Origin of the sequence: Arthrobacter sp. 92, assembly GCF_050260325.1 — a bacterium.
Classification (GTDB): Bacteria; Actinomycetota; Actinomycetes; order Actinomycetales; family Micrococcaceae; genus Arthrobacter.
The window spans coordinates 4,652,202-4,672,133 of record NZ_CP189863.1; the positions used below are offsets into that span (position 1 = coordinate 4,652,202).

15 protein-coding genes are annotated in these 19,932 nt (G+C 64.9%); 6 read left to right on the forward strand and 9 right to left on the reverse strand.

The window, feature by feature from the left end; genetic code table 11:
- The first annotated feature begins 40 nt into the window (after positions 1-40).
- On the forward strand, positions 41-895 hold the full coding sequence (locus ACP4XC_RS21710) for a LysR family transcriptional regulator (RefSeq protein WP_427172805.1): 855 nt from the start codon (positions 41-43) through the stop codon (positions 893-895).
- A 242-nt stretch (positions 896-1,137) separates the two neighbouring features.
- Complete coding sequence (locus ACP4XC_RS21715; RefSeq protein WP_427172806.1) at positions 1,138-1,443, forward strand: hypothetical protein; 306 nt, start codon at positions 1,138-1,140, stop codon at positions 1,441-1,443.
- Positions 1,444-1,564: 121 nt separating this feature from the next.
- Here ACP4XC_RS21715 and ACP4XC_RS21720 read toward each other — a convergent pair whose 3' ends face one another.
- Positions 1,565-5,119: a bifunctional proline dehydrogenase/L-glutamate gamma-semialdehyde dehydrogenase gene (locus tag ACP4XC_RS21720; RefSeq protein WP_427172807.1), complete on the reverse strand. Its 3,555-nt coding sequence runs from the start codon at positions 5,117-5,119 to the stop codon at positions 1,565-1,567.
- A 323-nt stretch (positions 5,120-5,442) separates the two neighbouring features.
- Entirely contained in the window at positions 5,443-6,906 is a 1,464-nt protein-coding gene (locus tag ACP4XC_RS21725; protein ID WP_427172808.1) for an amino acid permease, read from the reverse strand.
- Positions 6,907-7,048: 142 nt separating this feature from the next.
- Between ACP4XC_RS21725 and ACP4XC_RS21730 the strand changes: the two genes are divergently transcribed.
- From ACP4XC_RS21730 to ACP4XC_RS21745, 4 genes are all read left to right on the forward strand, one after another.
- A complete protein-coding gene (locus ACP4XC_RS21730) occupies positions 7,049-7,975 on the forward strand; it encodes a LysR substrate-binding domain-containing protein (RefSeq protein ID WP_427172809.1) in 927 nt (308 codons plus the stop codon).
- Positions 7,976-8,035: 60 nt separating this feature from the next.
- Positions 8,036-8,479 (forward strand): aspartate 1-decarboxylase, encoded by a 444-nt coding sequence (gene panD / locus ACP4XC_RS21735; RefSeq protein WP_427172810.1) that lies wholly within the window; start codon positions 8,036-8,038, stop codon positions 8,477-8,479.
- 127 nt (positions 8,480-8,606) lie between these two features.
- On the forward strand, positions 8,607-9,533 hold the full coding sequence (locus tag ACP4XC_RS21740; protein WP_427172811.1) for an AEC family transporter: 927 nt from the start codon (positions 8,607-8,609) through the stop codon (positions 9,531-9,533).
- A gap of 47 nt (positions 9,534-9,580) precedes the next feature.
- Positions 9,581-10,792: an FAD-dependent oxidoreductase gene (locus ACP4XC_RS21745; RefSeq protein WP_427175197.1), complete on the forward strand. Its 1,212-nt coding sequence runs from the start codon at positions 9,581-9,583 to the stop codon at positions 10,790-10,792.
- On the opposite strand, the gene otsB is transcribed toward ACP4XC_RS21745, so the two are convergent.
- The 7 genes from otsB to ACP4XC_RS21780 form a co-directional block, all read right to left on the reverse strand.
- Positions 10,749-13,376 (reverse strand): trehalose-phosphatase, encoded by a 2,628-nt coding sequence (gene otsB / locus ACP4XC_RS21750; protein WP_427172812.1) that lies wholly within the window; start codon positions 13,374-13,376, stop codon positions 10,749-10,751. The two genes, ACP4XC_RS21745 and otsB, sit on opposite strands and share 44 nt — an antisense overlap.
- 335 nt (positions 13,377-13,711) lie before the next feature.
- Positions 13,712-14,308: a hypothetical protein gene (locus ACP4XC_RS21755; RefSeq protein ID WP_427172813.1), complete on the reverse strand. Its 597-nt coding sequence runs from the start codon at positions 14,306-14,308 to the stop codon at positions 13,712-13,714.
- A gap of 405 nt (positions 14,309-14,713) precedes the next feature.
- Positions 14,714-15,004, reverse strand: a complete 291-nt coding sequence (locus tag ACP4XC_RS21760) for a hypothetical protein (protein WP_427172814.1) — start codon at positions 15,002-15,004, stop codon at positions 14,714-14,716.
- A gap of 41 nt (positions 15,005-15,045) precedes the next feature.
- Positions 15,046-15,261, reverse strand: coding sequence for a hypothetical protein (locus ACP4XC_RS21765; protein ID WP_427172815.1), 216 nt, complete (start codon positions 15,259-15,261; stop codon positions 15,046-15,048).
- Between the two features lie 48 nt (positions 15,262-15,309).
- Positions 15,310-16,191, reverse strand: a complete 882-nt coding sequence (locus ACP4XC_RS21770; protein WP_427172816.1) for an N-acetylglucosamine kinase — start codon at positions 16,189-16,191, stop codon at positions 15,310-15,312.
- Complete coding sequence (locus ACP4XC_RS21775; RefSeq protein WP_427172817.1) at positions 16,188-18,785, reverse strand: glycoside hydrolase family 2 protein; 2,598 nt, start codon at positions 18,783-18,785, stop codon at positions 16,188-16,190. Before ACP4XC_RS21775 ends, ACP4XC_RS21770 begins: the two co-directional genes overlap by 4 nt.
- A gap of 67 nt (positions 18,786-18,852) precedes the next feature.
- Complete coding sequence (locus tag ACP4XC_RS21780; protein WP_427172818.1) at positions 18,853-19,911, reverse strand: hypothetical protein; 1,059 nt, start codon at positions 19,909-19,911, stop codon at positions 18,853-18,855.
- Positions 19,912-19,932 lie beyond the last annotated feature (21 nt).

A 19,932-nucleotide genomic window follows, 5' to 3' on the forward strand; every position in this document is an offset into this window, starting at 1 on the left:
GTCCCTGCTGGAGGCCGCTCGCCGTTCGAGGAGTCCCCGCATGTTTGAACCCGCCCAGCTCCGCTCGTTCCTGGCTGTCGCCGAGACCCTCAGCTTCACCAAGGCGGCGGAGCGGCTGGGGCTGGCCCAGCCCACCGTCAGCCAGCACGTCCGGAAGCTGGAAACCGCGGCCAAGCGGGTCCTTGTGGCCCGCGACACGCGTGAGGTGCGGCTCACGGACAACGGCGACGCCATGGCGGGATTCGCCAGAACAATCCTGGCTGCCCATGATGCCGCCTCCCGCTACTTCTCAGGATCCGCGATGCGCGGCCGCCTCCGCTTTGGCACGGCCGATGACCTGGCAATCACCGGGCTGCCCCGCATCCTGCGCGAGTTCCGGCAGATCTACCCGCAAATCAATCTTGAGCTCACCGTGGGCCAGAGCGACCAGTTGTACAAGCGCCTCAACGCCGGCCAACTGGACCTGGTCTTCGTGAAATGGGTGGCCGGCGCGAAGGACGGGACCGTGGTTCAGCATGATGCCTTCGCATGGGTGGGCCTGGAACAGACGGTACTGGATCCGGGCGAGCCGGTGCCGGTCATCGCCTACCCGTCGCCCAGCCTGAGCCGGAAGCTGGCCATCGACGCGCTGGAGTCAAGGGGACGGACATGGCGCATCACCTGCACCACCCGGCAGATCAGCGGAGTACTGGCGGCGGTCCGCGCAGGAATCGGTGTGGCGGTCATGCCATCTTCATTGGTTCCCGACGACCTGAAGATCATTACGCGGCGCTTCGACCTGCCGCCGGTGGGGGACGTGGACTTCACGCTCATTCGCAATCCCCTCGCCAACACCGAGGTGATTGAAGCCCTCACGCAGTCAATCGTGGGCCGCACCATCAAACGGTCCGCCTAGCCTGCGGGCACGAGTTAACCGCAAGTCATTGATCATAATTCGCGCGTAATTTATGCTGGATTTGTTGAAGGTTAAGCAGAAGCCGATGACGACGTTTCGATACGAGCCGCTGTCCATTGTCGCTGCCTTGGGGGGCGCCTTGGACTAAGTTCGGGAATAGGCATGCGATGACGCCAGCCACGAACCACCCGCACATTTCAGTCTCACCTGCAGGTTCTCTCAAAACACTACGCCCGCCAGCTGTGGGCGCACACCGCAACACGCCGACGTACCGCGACAGCAACTTGCACGCTGACGCAAGCACAAGGCGCGAACCGCACCCCGCCGGAAACACCCTGGTCGATGCCGAGTTTGTGGGCAGCCCCTATTGCGAACGGTGCGGCACGGATGAGTTCATCTATCTGGAAACGTTCGTTCCGGCAAAGTTCCGGCACGATGGCACACTCAGGAGGCCGGGCGAAGTCACCTACTTCTGCTCCGGCTGTGAGGAGTTCTCGGCGCACTCGGTCCCCGCGTCGTGGGTGCCGCCCGGCTGGTATTTCGGCTAGGCCGGCTTTTCCTACGGACACTATCCGTACAAGCAAGGATTGAAACAGAAATCGCCGCCGGTGGAGGTCATGGTCTCCACCGGCGGCGATCTTTTATGCCCGGCCTAGATCGTGCCCTGCCTTAGATCACGGTGTCCGAGAGGTGGTTGGGTGTGCCGAAGCGGTGCGCTGTGATGCTGATGGCCTGCTCGTGCAGGAACGGCAGCAGCTCCACCCTGCCGGCCTCAGTGACGGGGTGCGGGTAGATCGCCACGTCCGGCCGTCCGCCGATGGCCTCGGCCAGCGCCGCGGCGTTTCCGCCGATCAGCCTGATCCTGCCCACGGACACCTTTCCCGCGCCGGCAAGCCGGGCGGCGGACGCCAGCCACGCGGCGTCGTCCTCCACCGTTACCGTGATGTCCAGCCCGGCCAGCGCCGCCTGAAGCGGCGCCGGAAGCTCGACGGCGCTGGTCACCCTCAGGGCGGAGCCGGCCAGCACGCCCGCCGCGACCGTCCGGAGCAGCGAGCCCAGCGGCTCGCCTTCGGACAGGCGCACGGTGACTGGCAGGGGCCGGTAGCGGAAGATGTTGCGCTCGGCGCTGAGGGCGGAGACGTCCTTGGCCGCGCCGAGCTCCTGGGCCCAGGCGAGGGCGTCGGACGCGAGTGCCCGCTGCAGGGCCTCGTACTCGGCTGTGCCCACGGCCCCCTTCGCGGCGTCGGCCAGGCGCCGGACACCCGAGTGGATAATCGCGGCTGCGGCGCCGCCGGTCCGGCTTGCCTGACTCGGCGTGCTGACCCATTCGCCGAGGCCGACGAGGTAGTTCGGGCCACCGGCCTTGGTACCGGCGCCGACGGCGGATTTCTTCCAGCCGCCGAAAGGCTGGCGCTGGACGATCGCCCCGGTGATGCCGCGGTTGACGTAAAGGTTGCCGGCCTGGATGGAGTCCAGCCAAAGTGCCAGTTCCTCCGTGTTCAGGGAGTGCAGGCCGGCGGTAAGGCCATATTCGATCTGGTTCTGGAGGGCGATGGCCTCTTCGAGGGTGTCCGCGGTCATCACGCCGAGGACGGGTCCGAAGAACTCGGTGAGGTGGAAGTAGGATCCGCGCCGGACGCCGTAGCGGACGCCGGGGCTCCAGAGCCGGCCGGTCTCGTCCAGCTTGCGCGGCTCGACGGCCCAGTTCTCGCCCTCGCCGAGGGTGGTGAGCGCGTTGAGGAGCTTGCCGCTGGCCGGCTCGATGATCGGGCCCATCTGGCTCGTCGGGTCCTCCGGGTAGCCCACCTTCAGGGAGGTGACGGCGTCGATCAGCTGGTTGTGGAAACGCTTGGACTTGGCCACCGATCCGACGAGGATCACAAGCGAAGCGGCCGAGCACTTCTGGCCGGCGTGGCCGAACGCGGAGTACGCCACGTCCTTGGCCGCGAGGTCCAGATCCGCGCTGGGGGTGACGATGATGGCGTTCTTGCCGCTGGTCTCCGCAAGGAGGGGCAGGTCCTTGCGGAAAGAACGGAACAGCTCTGCGGTTTCGTAGCCGCCAGTCAGGATGACGCGGTCCACGGCCGGGTGGGAGATCAGCTGCCGGCCGAGTTCCCGCTCGCCCAGCTGGACCATGGTCAGGACGTCGCGCGGAACACCGGCCTCCCAGAGTGCCTCGATCATCACGGCACCACTGCGCCGGGCCTGCTTGGCGGGCTTGATCACGACGGCGGAGCCCGCCGCGAGCGCGGCCAGGGTGGAGCCGGCAGGGATGGCGACCGGGAAGTTCCAGGGCGGTGTCACGACGGTGAGCTTTGCCGGGGCGAAGGTGGCGCCGTCGACGTCGTCGAGCTTGCGGGCCGATTCGGCATAGTAGTGGGCGAAGTCGACGGCCTCGCTGACCTCGGGATCACCCTGGTCGAGGGTCTTGCCCGTCTCGCTGGCCATGACCTCAAGCAGGTCCGCACGACGGGCTTCGAGGACATCGCCGGCACGGTGCAGGATCTCGGCGCGCTCGGCGCCGGAAAGGGCACCCCACGCTTTGCCCTTTTCGACGGCGGTGGCAATCACCGTGTTGAGCGTTTCAGCATCTGTGATGGTGGCAGCTTCCACGGAGGCGTTGCCCAGTGTGGAGAAGGGAACGCGCTTCAGGATTGCCCGGCCCCAGTCTCGGTTCGCGGGCAGGGACGGGTCCGTGTCCGGGGTGTTCGCGAAGGAGCTGTGCGGCATCGGATCGGCCGGGAGGCTGCGGTTCTGCCGGCGATTCGGCGGCGGAACCTCGTCGTCGAGCCTGGCGAGGGAGGCAAGGAAGCGCTGCTTCTCACGCTCGAAGAGGGATTCGTTCTCGGAAAGTTCAAACACGGCGGACATGAAGTTCTCCTGGCTGGCACCCTCTTCGAGGCGGCGGATCAGGTAGGCGATCGCGACGTCGAACTCGGCGGGGTGAACCACCGGGGTGTAGAGCAGCAGGGAGCCGACATCCCTCTTGACGGCTTCGGCCTGGCCCTGGGCCATTCCGAGCAGCATCTCGAATTCGATGCCGGATTCCACCCCGCGCTGCTTGGCCAGGAGCCAGGCGAAGGCGATGTCGAAGAGGTTGTGGCCGGCGACGCCGATCCGGATGTTGCTGATGCGCTCCGGGTGCAGCGAGTAGTTGATGACCCGCTTGTAGTTGGTGTCCGAGTCCTGTTTGGTGTTCCACGTGGCGAGCGGCCAGCCGTGCAGGGAGGCTTCCACCTGCTCCATGGGCAGGTTGGCGCCCTTGACCACGCGGACCTTGATCGCGGCGCCGCCGGCGGCACGGCGGGCGGCGGCCCAGTCCTGCAGGCGGATCATCGCGGCGAGCGCATCCGGGAGATATGCCTGGAGCACGATGCCGGCCTCGAGGTTCTTGAACTGGGGCTTGTCCAGGATCCGGGTGAAGACCGCGATGGTCATGTCCAGGTCCTTGTACTCCTCCATGTCCAGGTTGATGAACTTGGCAGTCTTTCCCCCGCCAGTGCCTGACGCGGCGGCGGCAAAGGATGCGGCGCGGGTGAAGAGCGGGGTGAGCTTCTCCACAACGTGCTCCACGGCCTCGTCGAAGGCCCAGGCCGAGTGCGGGGCCACGGTGGAGGAAACCTTGATGGAGACGTAGTCGACGTCGGGGCGCGCCAGCAGCGCGTGGGTGCCCTCGAGCCGGCGGGAGGCCTCGTGCTCGCCGAGCACGGCCTCGCCGAGGAGGTTGACGTTGAGCTGAATGCCGTCCTTGCGGATCCTGGCGATGGCCGGGCCCAGCTTGGCGTCCGTGGCATCGACGATCAGGTGGCCGACCATCTCGCGGAGCACCCGGCGCGCCATGGGAATGACAACCTGCGGCAGGACCGGGGCCATGGTGCCGCCGAGACGGACCGCGCTGCGCATGTACCAGGGCAGGAACGCGGGGACCTTCGGGGCCAGCGCTGCCAGGTTGCGGGCGGCGACGTGGAGGTCCTCCGGGCGGACCACGCCGTCGACGAAGCCCACCGTGAAGTCCAGGCCGTTGGGGTCCTTCAGGACGCCGGCGAGCTGCTGCGCGGAAGCGTCGACGGGAACCTTGGAGGCCTCGGAGAGCCAGTGGCGCACCAGCGCCACGGCCTCGCCTGCCAGGGCCTTTGCCTCAGCGAGCTCCGAGGCGCCGGCAGCGGCCGGTCCGATGGTCGGCTTATCGGCGAAAACGCCGGACTCCATTGAAATGTTGGTCATGGCTGATACTCGTTCTTTCCGTACGTGGGGAGCGTCTCATTCATCAGTATGAACTTGGAGTCACATAAGATAAAGCGATGTTTTCTAAGCAATACAAATTAGAAAAGCCGATGATTTGCGCTGTTGCCGAAGCGGGCGGCGGGCAGGCAGCGGGCAGGCGTTAAGCGGCTTCGGCAGACCCACCCGCCCTCCCCCGTTGCGCTATCACGTTTGGTCCCTAAAGCCGTGGGATGGGGACCGTAAGTGATAGCGCAACGGGGGGAAGGGGTGAGCCTGCCGATGGTGGGTGGTGGGTGGTGGGTGGTGCGTGTGGGCCGGGCCGGCTAACCGACGTGGCGGTGCAGCGCCACGGCTTCTTCATGCCGCGGGCTGTCCGGGTTCATCAGCGAATGTTTACGGCCGTAGCCGAAGTAGATGACCAAACCCACGATGAGCCAGACGACGAAACGCACCCAGGTTTCCCAGTGCAGCTGGAACATGAGCAGCAACGACGCCAGCATGCCGAAGGCCGGGACCAGGGGCATGAGCGGCAGCCGGAAGGTGCGCGGTGCTTCGGGCCGCTTGTAACGGAAGATGATCACGGAGAGGCAGACGACGACGAATGCGGCCAGGATGCCGATGTTGGTCAGGTCCGCCACGGCCTTGATCGGGAAAATACCCGCCAGGACCGCGGAGGCCACACCGGCGATCCAGGTGACGCGCTGCGGGGTGCCGTGGCGGTCGGTCTTGGCGAACCAGCCGGGAAGCAGTCCGTCCCGGCTCATAGAGAACCACACGCGGGTGACGCCGAGGAGGAACGTGAGCATCACGGTGAGGATGGACAAGACGGCGAACACCGAGATGATGGTGGCGATCACGGGCAGGCCGACGCCGTTGAAGGCGGATGCGAAGCCGGCTTTCGGGTCGATGTCCTTGTAGTTCTGCATGCCGGTGAGCACCAGGGTGGCGGCGACGTACAGGAGCATGGCAACGATGAGCGAGAGGATGATGGCCTTGGGCATGTGCTTCTTGCCGTCCGTGGCTTCCTCGGCCGCGGTACTCATGGCGTCGTAGCCGAACACGGCGAAGAACACGGTTGCCGAACCGGCCAGCACCGGGCCGAAACCGCTGGGCATAAACGGGTTGTAATTGTTGGTGTTGATGTAGAAGAGGCCCAGGCCAATGATGAACAGGATCAGGACCACCTTGATGGCCACCGCCACCAGTTCAAAGCGGCCGAACGCCTTGGTGCCGCGGGAGAGGATCCACGTGACAAGCAGGCAGACCAGGATGGCGGGGAGGTTGATGATGCCGCCCTTGCCCTCGTCCACTGTCGAGGTAATCTCGTGCGGCATGTGGATTCCGATTCCGGAGAGGAAAGCATCGAAGTAACCGGAAATACCGATCGCCACCACGGCCACGATGGCAATGTATTCCAGCAGCAAGTCCCAGCCGATAAACCAGCCGATGACTTCGCCAAGCGCCACATAGCCATAGGTGTAGGCCGAACCCGCCCGGGGGATCATGCCGGCGAACTCGGCATAGGAGAGGGCCGCGGCAGCGGAGGCCAGGCCGGCGATCAGGAACGAGAAGAGAACCGCAGGACCGACCCCCGGTTCGTTCTCGCTGCCATGGGCCACGAGGCCCGCCAGCGAGAAAATGCCGACGCCGATGATGCCGCCGACGCCGATGGCCGTCAATTGCCACAGCCCGAGGCTTTTGAACAGGCCGCTGTGTTTGTTTTCTTCTTCGATGTCGTCGATGGGCTTGCGCCGCATGATCGACCTGGTTAGTTCTTTGGTATTCATCCGGGGTCTCCCGCTAGGTGTGATGCCCATCAATCCACCCTGTGATGGGGACTACTGAGTGACAACAGTATGCAAGCCGGATTGCATTAGATAAAGTGAATTCTCCTAAACAATAACCGTTAGAAAATGCGAAGGAACGGCGATGCTCGACGTCCGGCGATTGCGTCTGCTACGCGAACTGAAAATCCGGGGCACGCTGGCCGAGGTGGCGGACGCGCTCCAGTACAGCCCGTCGTCAGTGTCTCAGCAGCTTGCGCTCCTTGAAAAGGAAGCGGGGGTCCCGCTACTCCGGAAGACCGGCCGCAGGGTGCAACTCACACCCCAGGCGGAGGTTCTTGTGGCGCACACGGCTCACCTGCTTGAAACGCTGGAGCAGGCGGAGGCTGACCTTGCCGCCTCACTCACCACCGTTACGGGAACCGTCCGGATCGCGGTCTTCCAGTCGGCCGCCCTTGCCCTGATGCCGGACACCCTGACCAGGATGGCCGCCAGCTATCCCGAGGTCAGGATAGAGATGACCCAGCGGGAACCGGAAACCGCCCTGCACGAGACGTGGGCCCGTGATTTCGATCTGGTGATAGCCGAGCAATACCCGGGTCATGCCGCCCCGCGCTACACGGAACTGGACCGCGTCCGGCTGACCAGCGACGCGATCCGCCTCGCTGTTCCGCCTGCGTCCCCAGAGCGACCCGCGGTGACCTCCCTGGCCGACACGGCCGGCCTGGCCTGGGTCATGGAGCCCCGCGGAGCAGCGTCGCGGCACTGGGCCGAACAGGCGTGCCGGAGTGCCGGGTTCGAGCCTGACGTCCGCTTCGAGACCGCCGATCTGCAGGCACAGATCCGGCTCATCGAATCCGGAAATGCCGTGGCCCTGATGCCGGACCTTGTCTGGACGGACCGGGGCACCTCGGCGCAGCTACTGGATTTGCCCGGGAATCCGCACCGGACAGTGTTCACCTCGGTGCGGCGCTCCAGCGCTAAGCGTCCGGCCATTATGGCGGCCCGCGAAGTCCTCGCCGTGACCGCTGAATCCATCGCGCCGGCCATCGGAACGGCCGCGTCACCCTGAGAGGCCATAGTTCCCTGCGTCACAGCGCGAAACGAAGCCCCGCGTTAGACTGTTCACGTTATGAATCGAACAATATTCAAGTCCAAAATTCACCGGGCCACCGTCACGCACGCGGACTTGCACTACGTGGGTTCCGTCACCGTCGACCTGGACCTGCTGGACGCGGCGGACATCCTGCCCGGAGAACTCGTCGCGATCGTTGACGTGACCAACGGCGCGCGCCTGGAGACGTACACGATTGCGGGCGAGCGCGGTTCCGGCGTGATCGGCATCAACGGTCCCGCGGCGCACCTGGTTCATGAAAACGACGTCGTTATCCTCATCACCTACGCGCAGATGACCACCGAAGAGGCCAAGGCCTACGATCCCAAGGTGGTCCACGTGGACAAGGACAACAAGATCATCCAGTTGGGCAACGACCCCGCCGAGGGCCTCACGCCCGGGCTCATGCGCCCGCCGTTCGCCCTGAACAATTCCGCACTGAACAACTCCGCACTGAACTAGGCGTCAGGGACCGCCGCGGTCCGCATGGCGAGATCCCGGCCGCCCGCGCCCCTCGGCCGAATAAATCTGATTAGGGTGAGAGGGTGAACAGCACCCCCGCCCCCACCTCCCCGCGAGGGAACGCCGGATGCTAGGTGTCCTGGCGGGCTTTTTTGTTGTGTGGTCGATCATCCTGGTGGGCACGTTCGTGGGCCGCCAGAACATCCTGGGTGAGAATGCCCGATCGGTCCTGAGCGCCCTGACCTTCTTTGTGGCCAGCCCGGCCCTGCTATTCGAGACCCTCGGCAAGGCAAAGCTGCACGAGGTTTTTGCAGCGCCCCTGCTGGTGGCAGCCGCCGGGGGCATAGCCACGGCCGCTTTATTCTTCACGGTGGTGCGGTTCGTCCTGAAGCGGACCATGCCCGAGTCGCTGATGTCCTCCATGAGCGCCTCGCTGGCCAACTCCGCCAACCTGGGGATCCCCATCGCTGTGTACGTCCTGGGCGACGCCAGCTACGTGGCTCCGCTGCTGATCTTCCAGCTCGCCTTCTTCACCCCGTTGTTCCTCATGGCACTGGATGCGAGCACCAGCGCGCACCGGACCACTCCTGCCGGCTTCGCCCTGATGATCCTCAGAAACCCGATGATCGTGGGCTCAGGGCTGGGGTTGGTCGTCGCGGGCACAGGCTGGCGTGTGCCCGAGCTGATCATGCAGCCCATCCATCTCATTGGGGGCGCCGCCATCCCGGCAATGCTCATCGCGTTCGGGATGAGCCTGAACGGTTCGCGCCCCCTGCAGGCGGCGGACGGGCGCCGGGTGGACGCCCTCCTGGCCAGCGGCTTCAAGCTTGTTGTTCACCCGCTGCTTGCGTTCCTGTTCGCGAAGTTCGCCCTCGGCCTGGAGGGCCAGGCGTTGTTCGCCGTGGTGGTAACCTCGGCGCTCCCCACTGCCCAGAATGTCTTCGTCGCCGCCAGCCGCTACCGGACGGGCATCACCGTGGCCAAGGACACCGTGCTGCTGACCACCGTGGTGGCCGTCCCGGCCATGATCGGCGTGGCACTGCTGCTGGCGTGACGCCCCCCGACGCTCCCGATGCCCGCAACATCCACACCGGAGGACCGATGAATACCATCCTCGACACCGCCGTCATCGGAGGCGGCGCCATGGGCTCCGCTGCCGCGTGGGCACTCGCCCGTCGCGGCCGCGACGTGACGCTGCTGGAGCAGTTCGGGCCCGGGCACCGCAACGGCGCGTCCCACGGCACCACCCGGAACTTCAACCCCGGCTACTCTGATCCAGACTACGTCGCACTGCTGGCCGAGTCCGCCCGTCTGTGGAGCGAAATCGAGGCGGACAGCGGCGAACGGTTGTTGGCCCGCACCGGCGTCGTCAATCATGGCACTGATCCCCGGCTCGGAGCCGTGCAGAGCGCCTTGCGGGGCGCCGGGATGCGCGCGGATTTCCTCGCGCCGGCGGAGGCTGCCGAGCGCTGGCGCGGCATCCGGTTCGACCAGCAGGTCCTTCACATGCCCGACGGCGGCCAACTCAATCCCGACGCCGCACTGCCGGCCCTGCAGCGCCTCGCCACCGGGCACGGCGCCGAGGTCCGGCACCACGTTCGGGTGGCGGCGCTGAAGATCACGGACGAGGGCGTCAAACTCACCGTTGAGGACGGCCGCGCGGCCATGGTGCTGACCGCCCGGCAGGTCATCGTCACGGCGGGAGGCTGGACCGCGAAGCTGCTCGACGGCGTCGCGGCTCTCCCCCGGCTGAGGGTAACGCAGGAACAACCCGCGCATTTCGCCGTCGCCGACGAAAGCGCGCGGTGGCCCGGCTTCAACCATTTCCCCGGCAGCGGAAAGGCCTTCGATTACTGGTACTCGCCGGTCTACGGCATGCAGACCCCCGGGGAGGGGATCAAGGCCGGCTGGCACGGAGTGGGGCCGGTGGTGGATCCCGATCGTCGGTCCTTCACCCCTGAACCACGCCAACTGGCGGCGCTCCAGCGTTACGCCCGGGAGTGGCTTCCGGGCGTGGATGCCGACTCGTTGAAAGAGATCAGCTGCACCTACACGAGCACCTCGGATGAGAACTTCATCCTGGACCGCGTCGGCCCGGTGGTCATCGGAGCCGGCTTCTCGGGCCACGGGTTCAAATTCACACCGGCCATCGGCCGAATCCTGGCCGACCTCGCCACCGGCCGTGGGGGCGCCCCGGCCGCCTTCTCCGCCTCCCGGCCGTCCCTACGGCATCGACGCTCCCGCACAGGTGCCGCGGGGGCGCCGGAGGCTAAATCCTCTGGTGCTGATCCAGGAGCCGGGCGCAACGAATGAAGCCCAGGTGCGAGTACGCCTGCGGATGGTTTCCGAGGTGCGTTTCGGTGCCGGGGTCGTATTCTTCGGGCAGCAGGCCGGTGGGGCCGAACAAGTTCACCAGCTGATCGAACAGGTCCCATGCCTCCTCGATCCGGCCCACCGCCACGTAGGCCTCAATGAGCCACGTGGTGCAGATGTGGAAGCCACCCTCCAAGCCCGGCAGGCCGTCGTCGTACCTGTAGCGAAAGACGGTGGGACCCACCCGCAACTCACGTTCGACGGCGGTGACGGTATCCACGAAACGCTCGTCGTTGACGTCCAGCAGCCCGGACAGGCCCACGTGCAGCACAGCCGCATCCAGATCCGGACTGTCGTAGGCCACGGTGTAGGACGCCGCCGAGTCGTCCCAGCCTTCGCGGAGCACCTCGTCGCGGATGGTGGCGGCAGTCGGCGCCCAGGCGGGATCCGGTTCCCTGCCGTGGAGCCCGGCCGTGCGAAGGGCCCGGTCCAGCGTCACCCAGCACATCACCTTCGTGTAAACGTGGTGCCGCGGCGCACGGCGGGCTTCCCAAATACCGTGGTCAGCCTCATGCCAGCGTGCCATCACGGCAGATGCCATCTGGACCATGAGCTTCCAGTGCTCGTCCTCCAGCGTGCCCTCGCGTTCACTGACTGCGCGGATCAGCTCAGCGATGGGACCAAACACGTCCAGCTGGACCTGGTGGTCCGCGGCGTTGCCGATCCGCACCGGCCGCGAGCCCGCATAGCCGGGCAGGCTCTCAATGATGGCTTCCGTGGACAGCGGGGCGCCGGTGACCGAGTAGAGCGGGTGGAGCCATTCCGGGCCCGGCGCGTTCTCCAGGATCCGTCCCAGCCAACGGAGGAATCCGTATGCCTCCGTAGTGGAGCCGAGGTCCACCAGGGCGTTTACAGTCATGGATCCGTCCCGCAGCCAGCAATAGCGGTAGTCCCAGTTCCTGGTCCCGCCGATCCCTTCGGGAAGCGAGGTGGTGGGCGCAGCCAGGACGGCTCCCGTCGGCTCGTGCACCAGGGCACGGAGCACCAGCGCCGAGCGGCGGACCAGCGAGGGCTTCACCCCGGGCAGTTCCAATGCCTGCACCCAGCGGCGGGAATGATGCGCGACGGCGGCCCGCCGCTCGGTTTCACCCGTGACGCCGTTGTGCTGCGGCTCGGTGTCGCCACAGCGCAGGTTGAGGACCACCGGGCCGTTCTTCAGGTTGACGTCCGCGGTGGCCGTGGCGTGCCGCCCGTCCGAGGTGATTGAGAAACTGACCCCGGGAGCCAGCAGGACGATGGGATCGGAGGTACCCACCACGTGAAGCTCCTCTCCCCTGGCCTCCATGCTGAACGGGGCATTTGCGTAGTCCGGACGCGGGGCGAACACGATCCTCGCCGCGCCGGTCCCGGACAGCACCCGGACCAGGCTGGTGATCCCGTCGGGGGCCGGTTCGAGGTAATCCGTCACCGTGACATCCGCCCACCGGGTTTCCACGATCATGGTGCTGTCAACGTAGCGCTGGCCCAACACTTGCGAGGCTTTGACCGGCTCCACCGAAAAGTGCCCGGCGGCGTCGCCACCGAGGATGTGGGCGAAGAGCGAGCCGGAGTCCGGAAGCGGATGACTCATCCAGCAGACCTTGGCCTCGGGCGTGATCAGCGCCGTGGACGATCCGTTGCCGATCATCGAGTGCCGTTCCAGGCCCACCGCGTCCTCGCCGAAGAGCCAGGCGCGGCGCAGTTCGAAGAGGATCGCCAACACACGGGCGAAGGACTCCGGGTCCCGCAACCGGTGGGCCGCCGCGGTGGCACCCTCCCCCACCCGAATGCCCAGGTCCGGGCCGCGGAGCGTGGCGATGGCCAGTTCGTCGCTCGAGGCGTCCCCGGCGTAGAGCGCGGCGCTCACGCCGAGCCGGGCGCGAAGGTGCTCCAAGGCGTCCGCCTTGGAGGGTTCCACCACGGACAGATCCAGGACCGAGCCGTCCACGATGTAGAAGAGTCCGTGGGCCCTGGCCACTTCCTCGGCCTTCTGGAGGACCTTGGCCACCACCTCCGGGGACGCCGGCCGGGTATGCACCGACACCGCAACCGGCTTGCGCTCGATACTGATCCCTTTGTACGCGCCCACGGTTTCGATCAGCGCCTGGCTTGCCTGCTGCAGCACGGATTCGGTGGCGAGGGAGAGCCCGTGGGCAAACCCCATGTCGAACTCCGCGCCGTGCGAACCTACCAGGTGCACCTCCGCGGGAAGGCGGGACACTGCGGCAAGATCGCGCAGGGACCTGCCGGAGATCACCGCCGCGTGTGTATTGGGCAGCGCCGCCAAGGCACGGAGGGCTATGGCGGCGCTGCCCAGCGGCAGCGTTTCGGTGGAGATGCCCTCGGCGGTGCACAGGGTGCCGCCGTAGTTGCAGGCCACCAGCAATCCAGGGGTGCGGGCCAGCATCTTGAGCTCCGCCAGGAGCTGGGGCGTCAGGCCGTCGTCGGCGGCATCGGACTGCACGAACGCGCGGAGCAGGCCGAGGGGCAGGGACCGGGTCAGCAGGGCAGAGTCAGCTACTGATTGGTTTAGCGGAGTGGGCACGTGGCGTCCTTCGGATAATCCCCAATACTGCATGAGAAAAGTCCGGCTAGGGACATGTCACTAGTCTCCGGCGCCGTCGTTACATCAGAATATCCCCATCGTTGCCGGAATGTAACGGGATCCGGCTACTTTGCCAACAATGTGGCCATGGTGAATCCCCCGGGTGCAACCGTGACGCGGCCCGAATGCCCGCCGGAGCCATTCTGCCCCCATCAGGAGCATCGATGCCGCCATGGTGATGGCCATCGGCTTCGTACTCAATTTCGAGCGCACATCAGTGTTCGTCGTCGGGTACTCCTGGTGGGACGGGCGGGATGCAGGACGGCGGTGGCCGGCTAGTTTGCTGCGGGAATGCGGTCCGGCTTGGCCACGCCGATCTTCGAATCAGCCATGCCGTAGAAGACGAACAGTTGGCCGCCGATCTCTTCGATCGCGGTGGGGAACACGACGTTTGGAACGATGCCGGAGATTTCGTCCTCGGTTTCGGGCGCCAGGAGCGGCTTGTCGCTGCGGGCGATCACCTTGGAAGGGTCGTCGGCGTCGAGGATCATCGCGGCTGCGGTGTAGTTGACGTTCTGCTGGTGGTCAAAGGCTGACTTCTCCAGGACTCCGGACACGCCATGGTGGATCAGCAGCCAGCCTTCGTCCACGCGGATCGGGGCGGGGCCGCCGCCGATCTTGAGTTCCTCGAAGGGGAATTCGCTCAGGGCGACGAGGCGGTGCTTGGCCATGTGGACGAGGTTGCGGATGTCCTTTTCGACGTCGGCGGCGGCGACGTAGGAGATCCAGATGCCGGGGCGGTTGTCGGTGACACCGGCGGGCAGGTGCTCGCCTTCGCCTTCGCGGATCCATCCAAGGTCCCACATGGGGCGGTGCAGCATCGCATAGGAGGGGACCCCGTCGGGGTCGATAACAGGTTCTGGGAAGAACACTGCGTCCTTGTTCGGGAAGAACCTGAAAGATCCATGGCACCATCGCAACTCGGCTGAGAATCACCCCATAGCTGGCACGTTCAATGCGAAAACCGGCATCTGGAATGAGACCGGACGGAGGGAGTTCTCGCAGCTACTTCCACTCCCGCGCTAACGCCGATAACCGGGATTAGGACAAGCTGGCGTTCGGGGAGCGATGATCGCATCGAGCGCATCGCTCGGCGGGCCAGCTTCGGCGTTCCGACTAATTCGTGCGAGTCCGAAATTTCGTAGCACCCCCGGGTCGCATTCTTGAGGCGCCGCCGCAGCTTCGTCTTAAGCCTGAATGAATCCCAGGACGCACCCTGGCCGTCGGCAGGACGCCAGCCCTATACGACGTTCCGGACTTCCCGCTCGTGAATCTGACTAAGCCGAAGTCCACTTCTGGTCTTGTAGTTCGTCGAGGACCGAGACCAGCACGAGCACGTCATTGTCGGGCAGGTCCTGCAAACCCTGAAAAAACGACGTCATCTCTGCTAGGCCGGCATGACCTCCGTGGGACCAGAAGCTGACCCAGAGATATGGGAGGGTGAAATTTCCGTGTTCCACGCCGGAACGGGCTGCGCCCCGCAGGTCCTCGATGGCGGTTGATTCCTCACTGACCGCTTTTGGGGCGTGAGACCGCTCGAAACCAAGGGATTGTCTTTGGTCTGGCATGGGAACGACGTCAGGGTGACGGGCTGCTCCATATGGCACGCTTACCAGTCCCGACGTTCGAGGGTTACGCCGAAGGGGACAGCATCGCTGAGAGTGACCGTGAAGGAACCGTAGCCGTTTTGTGTGATCAGAATTCCGTGAGATCCGTCGCGCATTGCTCGTGCCATGGCGAGGGTGACGGCGTCGTCTAACTGGTTTTTTATGCTTACAGGGTCGCTTGCGGTGACTGTGATCGTGAGGTCAGCAGTGGTGTTCATGGAAAAATCCTTCTCAGTGCTTAGGCTCAACTTCCTGGGACGGTTGCTTTAGGGTCTTGTGGTTAGCCACAACGCTCCGAAGACCGGGTCCTGTGTGAGGACCTGCAGGGTGTCGAGGTCGTGACCGGCCAGTGCGCTCCGCATTGCCGCCTGCAATGCAGGCTGGTTCATGCCAAGTCCACCGCCGAGGACGATCGGGCCTTCGATGTTCAGTTGTTCCGCGCATTTTGCCGCCAGCGAGGCGAGATCGGCTCCGGCCTGATCGATCATTTCCAGAGCGGCGGGATGCCCGGTGGCGGCGTGTTCAAAGACCAGCCGAGACATCCCCGCCCAGTACTGACGTCCGGCGCCGCTGTGGAAGAGGGCGATCAATGCCTCGGGGCCCGGGATGCCGCAGGCTTCCAGCAGTGCCTGCGTGAGTTCGTCGGCCGGGTGCCCGTGGTTCATGCGTTCAAGGCTGTATCTGACCGCTTCACGGCCAAACCAGTAGCCGCTGCCTTCGTCGCCGAGCAAGTAGCCCCAGCCTCCGGCCCGCGCGTGGTGCCCGCCGGTGGTGCCCCAGGCCGCCGATCCGGTGCCGGCAATTACTGCGATTCCACTGCTGCAATCCGCGGCGGCCAGCAGGAGCCGTGTGTCATGGACAACGGTGACGACAGCGCCAGGGGCCAGGGGCTGAATCAGTTCCGTCAGTGCTTTCGCGTCGTGGGCAGTATCGATCCCTCCGGACCCGGCCACCACTTCTGAAATGGGACCACCGCGGAGCCGCGCGAAGACGCCCTCAAGGTTCTTGCGGGCCTGAGTTCGGCTCACGTTCTGCACATTGGCGCTGCCGCCGGAAGCATCGGCCTCGGCGGTTCCGTCCAGCCATCTGATACCGCGTGTTTTTGAACCTCCGATGTCCAAGCCTATGACTGCCCCTGCTATTGTCACTGGCGTGTTCCGTCCTGCGTGAATGCGCCCGGCGCGTGCAGGGTGGGGGCCGTGATGCTGTCTTCCCGGATTCCCACGCCTTGGAGTACCGGGTACCGGGTCCATGCATCGAGGTCGGACGCGCCGTTTCCCGCCATGGCGGATGAGATGCGGAAGGTGTGGCTTTCTCCGGGCAGCAGCGAAATGCATTGTTCGGAGACTGTCGCCCCGGGGTCAATCCGGTCCGCCTGCAGGACCAGGTCGCGCACGATGGTCCGGGCGGTAACGGTCACCTCAATACCCCCCGTCCCCCCGGATGCCCGGGAGGTGATCCGTGCTGGCTCGGTGACGCGGTCTTTGTCCTCGGCGTAAAAGTGGAGGATGCGGTCCCCGTGTCCGAGTCCTTGACCCCGGACCACCAGGACATCGGTCAAGGGCCGGTCGGTCTCACCCAGGTCTTCTGGGAGGGGGATTTCGGTTTTGTTTCTGGGGTCGATGTCGAACGCGAATTGATGCGAGACCTCCAGTGTCAGCCTTTGCAGGGGAACAGCCGTTGATGGGTCTGCGCGGAGGCGTTCGGCGGTGATGGTTCCGCTCCAGGTTTGCGCGGAATCGTTGACCAGCACAAGGGCCAGCGCGTCGCCGCGGCGCTGTATGGTCGCCAGGCGGGGCCGGTAGGCCTCCCGGATTGCGTACCACAGCGGTTTCAGCTGGCCGTATCCATCAATAGCGGCCCAGGAGGTGACGGGCCAACAGTCGTTGAGTTGCCAGACGATGGATCCCGCACAAACGGGCCAGCCGGCACGAAAGTGCTCGATGCCGAACCGGATTGCACGGGCTTGGTTTATCTGGGTGAGAAAGTGCCATTCCTGGAAATTTGCAGGCTCGTGAAGATGGGCGGCGAGCCCCTTCTCCAGCTTTGCTGTACCGTCTTCGGCTTTCTGGTGCTGGAGGAAGGCGGGGGCTTCGAGGTCCATGTCCGCCGGCTCCAGGACGCGGGTGAGGGTGGACCAGTTGGGGGGTCCCTGGAATCCGAATTCGGAGACGAACCGCGGATTCCATTGTGCGTAATGTGAGTAGTCTTTTTGGTTCCAGACGTCCCAGATATGCACGTTCCCGTGCCTGGGATCGTTGGGGTGCAGTTCGGGATCACCGGAGTAGGGGCTGCCGTTCCAGTACGGGCGGGTGGGATCCAACTCTGTTATGAGGGCCGGCAACAGCTCGGAATAGTAGCACCATCCCCAATTTCGACCGTCGAGCTGGGGCTTCCAATCCCAATCCCAGAAGCCCCAAACGCATTCGTTGTTTCCGTTCCAAAGCACCAGGCTTGGATGGCTCATGAGCCGTGCCACATTGTCCCGGACCTCGCCGGCGACTTCCTCGTAGAGGGGTCCATCCTCGGGGTATCCGGCACAGGCAAAGAGGAAGTCCTGCCAGACGAGGATGCCCATGCGGTCGCAAAGGTCATAGAAGGTATCGGATTCATACACTCCACCGCCCCACACGCGGAGGAGATTCATGTTTGCCGCGGTGGCCTGCGAGATGCGTTGGCGCAACTGGTCCTCGGTGACGCGTGAGGGGAAGCAATCGTCGGGGATCCAGTTGGCGCCCCTCACGAAGATCTCGGCTCCGTTGACGGCAAAGACAAAGCTGGTTCCGGCTTCGTCTTGTTCGGTTTTGAGCTCAAATTGCCGAAATCCGATGCTCTTGGACCAGACGTCAAGGTCATGCCCGTCAGCATCTAGCGTCACCGTCAGCGGGCAGAGCGGCTGGGCACCCATATCGTGCGGCCACCACAGTTCAACATTCTCAAGATCGATCACGACCCGGGCCTTGTGGGAGCCCTGCGGAATGGAGACTGATTCGGTCCTGCCCAGAAGGGCGACCTTGAGTCCGAGCTCACCTGAAACGCCGGGCGCCCGCAGGATCTCGACATCCACTTCCACACGGGCATGTCCGTTGGCGGGGAGTTCTCCGCGCCCGGTGCCGGGTGCAACGGTGGTGGTGACGGATGGGCGAACTGACTGTAGCCGTGCTGTCTCATACCGCCTGATGTCCACGGGTTTCCAAGGACCGGCCGTCACCAGGTTGGGGCCCCAGTCCCACCCAAAATTGCAGGCCGACTTGCGCACATACTGGAATGGCTCCGGATTGCCGTTGGGTAGTTCCCCCACGGATGCCCGGATTTGTTCGGCGTAGTCGCGCACATTCTTGAAGGTCATTATCAAGTCATTGGCACCGGGCCTGATGACCTCGGTGACGTCCACGACGTAGCTGCGGTGCTGGTTGTATGTGTGCGCAAGGTCTTGCCCGTTGACCCGGATGACGGCGACGGTGTCCAGGCCGTCGAAGACGAGCTCCGTCCGCCCGTCTTCATTGCCGTCGTGGTTGAAGGTTGTGGAGTATTCCCACTCGCTCTGGCCCACCCAATGCTGAGCCTCCTCGTTCTGCCCCACGTAGGGGTCGGGGATGTGCCCATGGTCCGTAAGAACCGTGTGCACAACGGACGGAACGGGTGCTGCAAGCTTCCAGCCCATGGCCCCGGACGGGGCGTCCGGGGCCGGGGCCGTCATTCTCAACGTCCATCCCTTTGCCAGACGGGTCGTTTCCATCATGATGTTTGCCTTATCAGTGGAGCGGCGGCCAAAGGGCGGGGACGGTGCGGCAGCCGGGCTGGCGTGCTTAGCTGTGTTCCGCGCGGTAGAAGTACATCTCCCGCGATCCGGACGGGGCATCCCAGCCTTGGGCGAACATCCAGGTTCCACCGAACTTGAGCAGGCCGCCCCAGGCCAGCGACCCTCCTCTGTGCACCGCTTTCTGGGTGAATGGTCGGTTCACGTCATACAGGGCCTGCGCGGCGGAGAAATGGCCGTCGGGGTCGCCGTAGAAGAAGTCCAGAACCAGCTTGCCGTCATCGTCGACAACGGCGCAGGCCACTTCGTGCAGTGAGCCGCCCAGCGGCCCGAGGTCCAGGTAGTCTTGCGGCTCAAACTCCCAGTTCACCATGTCCGCGGACCGTCCGACGTGGGTGGTTCCACCGCAGCCTTCGGACAAATACATCAGGTAGTTTCCGTCGATTTTGACGGCTTCGCCACGGGCGTTTCGGGGGATGACGGCTCCTTTGGCCCAGAATCGAGAAACCTCGTGGGGGACCGCCAGGCCGAGCTTCTCCCAATGGATCAGGTCGTCGGACACCGCAACATTGATGTCGCAACCGACCTCACCGAGGGGATAGGAATCCGGATTCTGGCCGGCCTGATCATCGCTGCGATCGATCGTCCAGATCCCGTTGTAGAACATGTAGTAGCGGCCGTTGGCCTGGTACACCTTGGGATCTTCGCAGCCAAGGATTTCATTGTCCTGGGTGGGGTAGATCACCGGGTTGGAGGGGGTGTCCCGCCAACCGGTTTCGGGGTCGTGGACGGCGACACCGATGCGGCTGGAGACCGATTCCTTGCGCGGTGAGGCGCGGTAGAAGAGGTAGAGTCTGCCATCGCGTTCCATGAGGGAGGGATTGAAGATCGAATCCGCGGTCCAGCCGATGCCCGTGGGGTCAGCCCAGTCCCGGACTTGCCGGAAGGTTAGGGAATCGTCCTTGCGGAACGGGCCCACCGCCCATTCCGGGTGCTCGGGATACTCGGAGGAAAACTGATCGGTGGAAATGGTGTCGGTCAGCGGATTGCTGAACGTGAGCGCTCCTTGGTAACTGTGGAGCAGTGCTTCGGTGGTGATCTTCTGCATGTGGGTTCTTCCTGTGGTGAT

Coding starts and splice junctions, on each gene's coding strand:
- ACP4XC_RS21710 (WP_427172805.1), top strand. CDS start 41: ATGTTTGAACCCGCCCAGCTCCGCTCGTTCCTGGCTGTCGCCGAGACC.
- ACP4XC_RS21720 (WP_427172807.1), bottom strand. CDS start 5,119: ATGACCAACATTTCAATGGAGTCCGGCGTTTTCGCCGATAAGCCGACC.
- ACP4XC_RS21725 (WP_427172808.1), bottom strand. CDS start 6,906: ATGAATACCAAAGAACTAACCAGGTCGATCATGCGGCGCAAGCCCATC.
- ACP4XC_RS21730 (WP_427172809.1), top strand. CDS start 7,049: ATGCTCGACGTCCGGCGATTGCGTCTGCTACGCGAACTGAAAATCCGG.
- panD (WP_427172810.1), top strand. CDS start 8,036: ATGAATCGAACAATATTCAAGTCCAAAATTCACCGGGCCACCGTCACG.
- ACP4XC_RS21740 (WP_427172811.1), top strand. CDS start 8,607: ATGCTAGGTGTCCTGGCGGGCTTTTTTGTTGTGTGGTCGATCATCCTG.
- ACP4XC_RS21745 (WP_427175197.1), top strand. CDS start 9,581: ATGAATACCATCCTCGACACCGCCGTCATCGGAGGCGGCGCCATGGGC.
- ACP4XC_RS21760 (WP_427172814.1), bottom strand. CDS start 15,004: ATGCCAGACCAAAGACAATCCCTTGGTTTCGAGCGGTCTCACGCCCCA.
- ACP4XC_RS21765 (WP_427172815.1), bottom strand. CDS start 15,261: ATGAACACCACTGCTGACCTCACGATCACAGTCACCGCAAGCGACCCT.
- ACP4XC_RS21775 (WP_427172817.1), bottom strand. CDS start 18,785: ATGATGGAAACGACCCGTCTGGCAAAGGGATGGACGTTGAGAATGACG.
- ACP4XC_RS21780 (WP_427172818.1), bottom strand. CDS start 19,911: ATGCAGAAGATCACCACCGAAGCACTGCTCCACAGTTACCAAGGAGCG.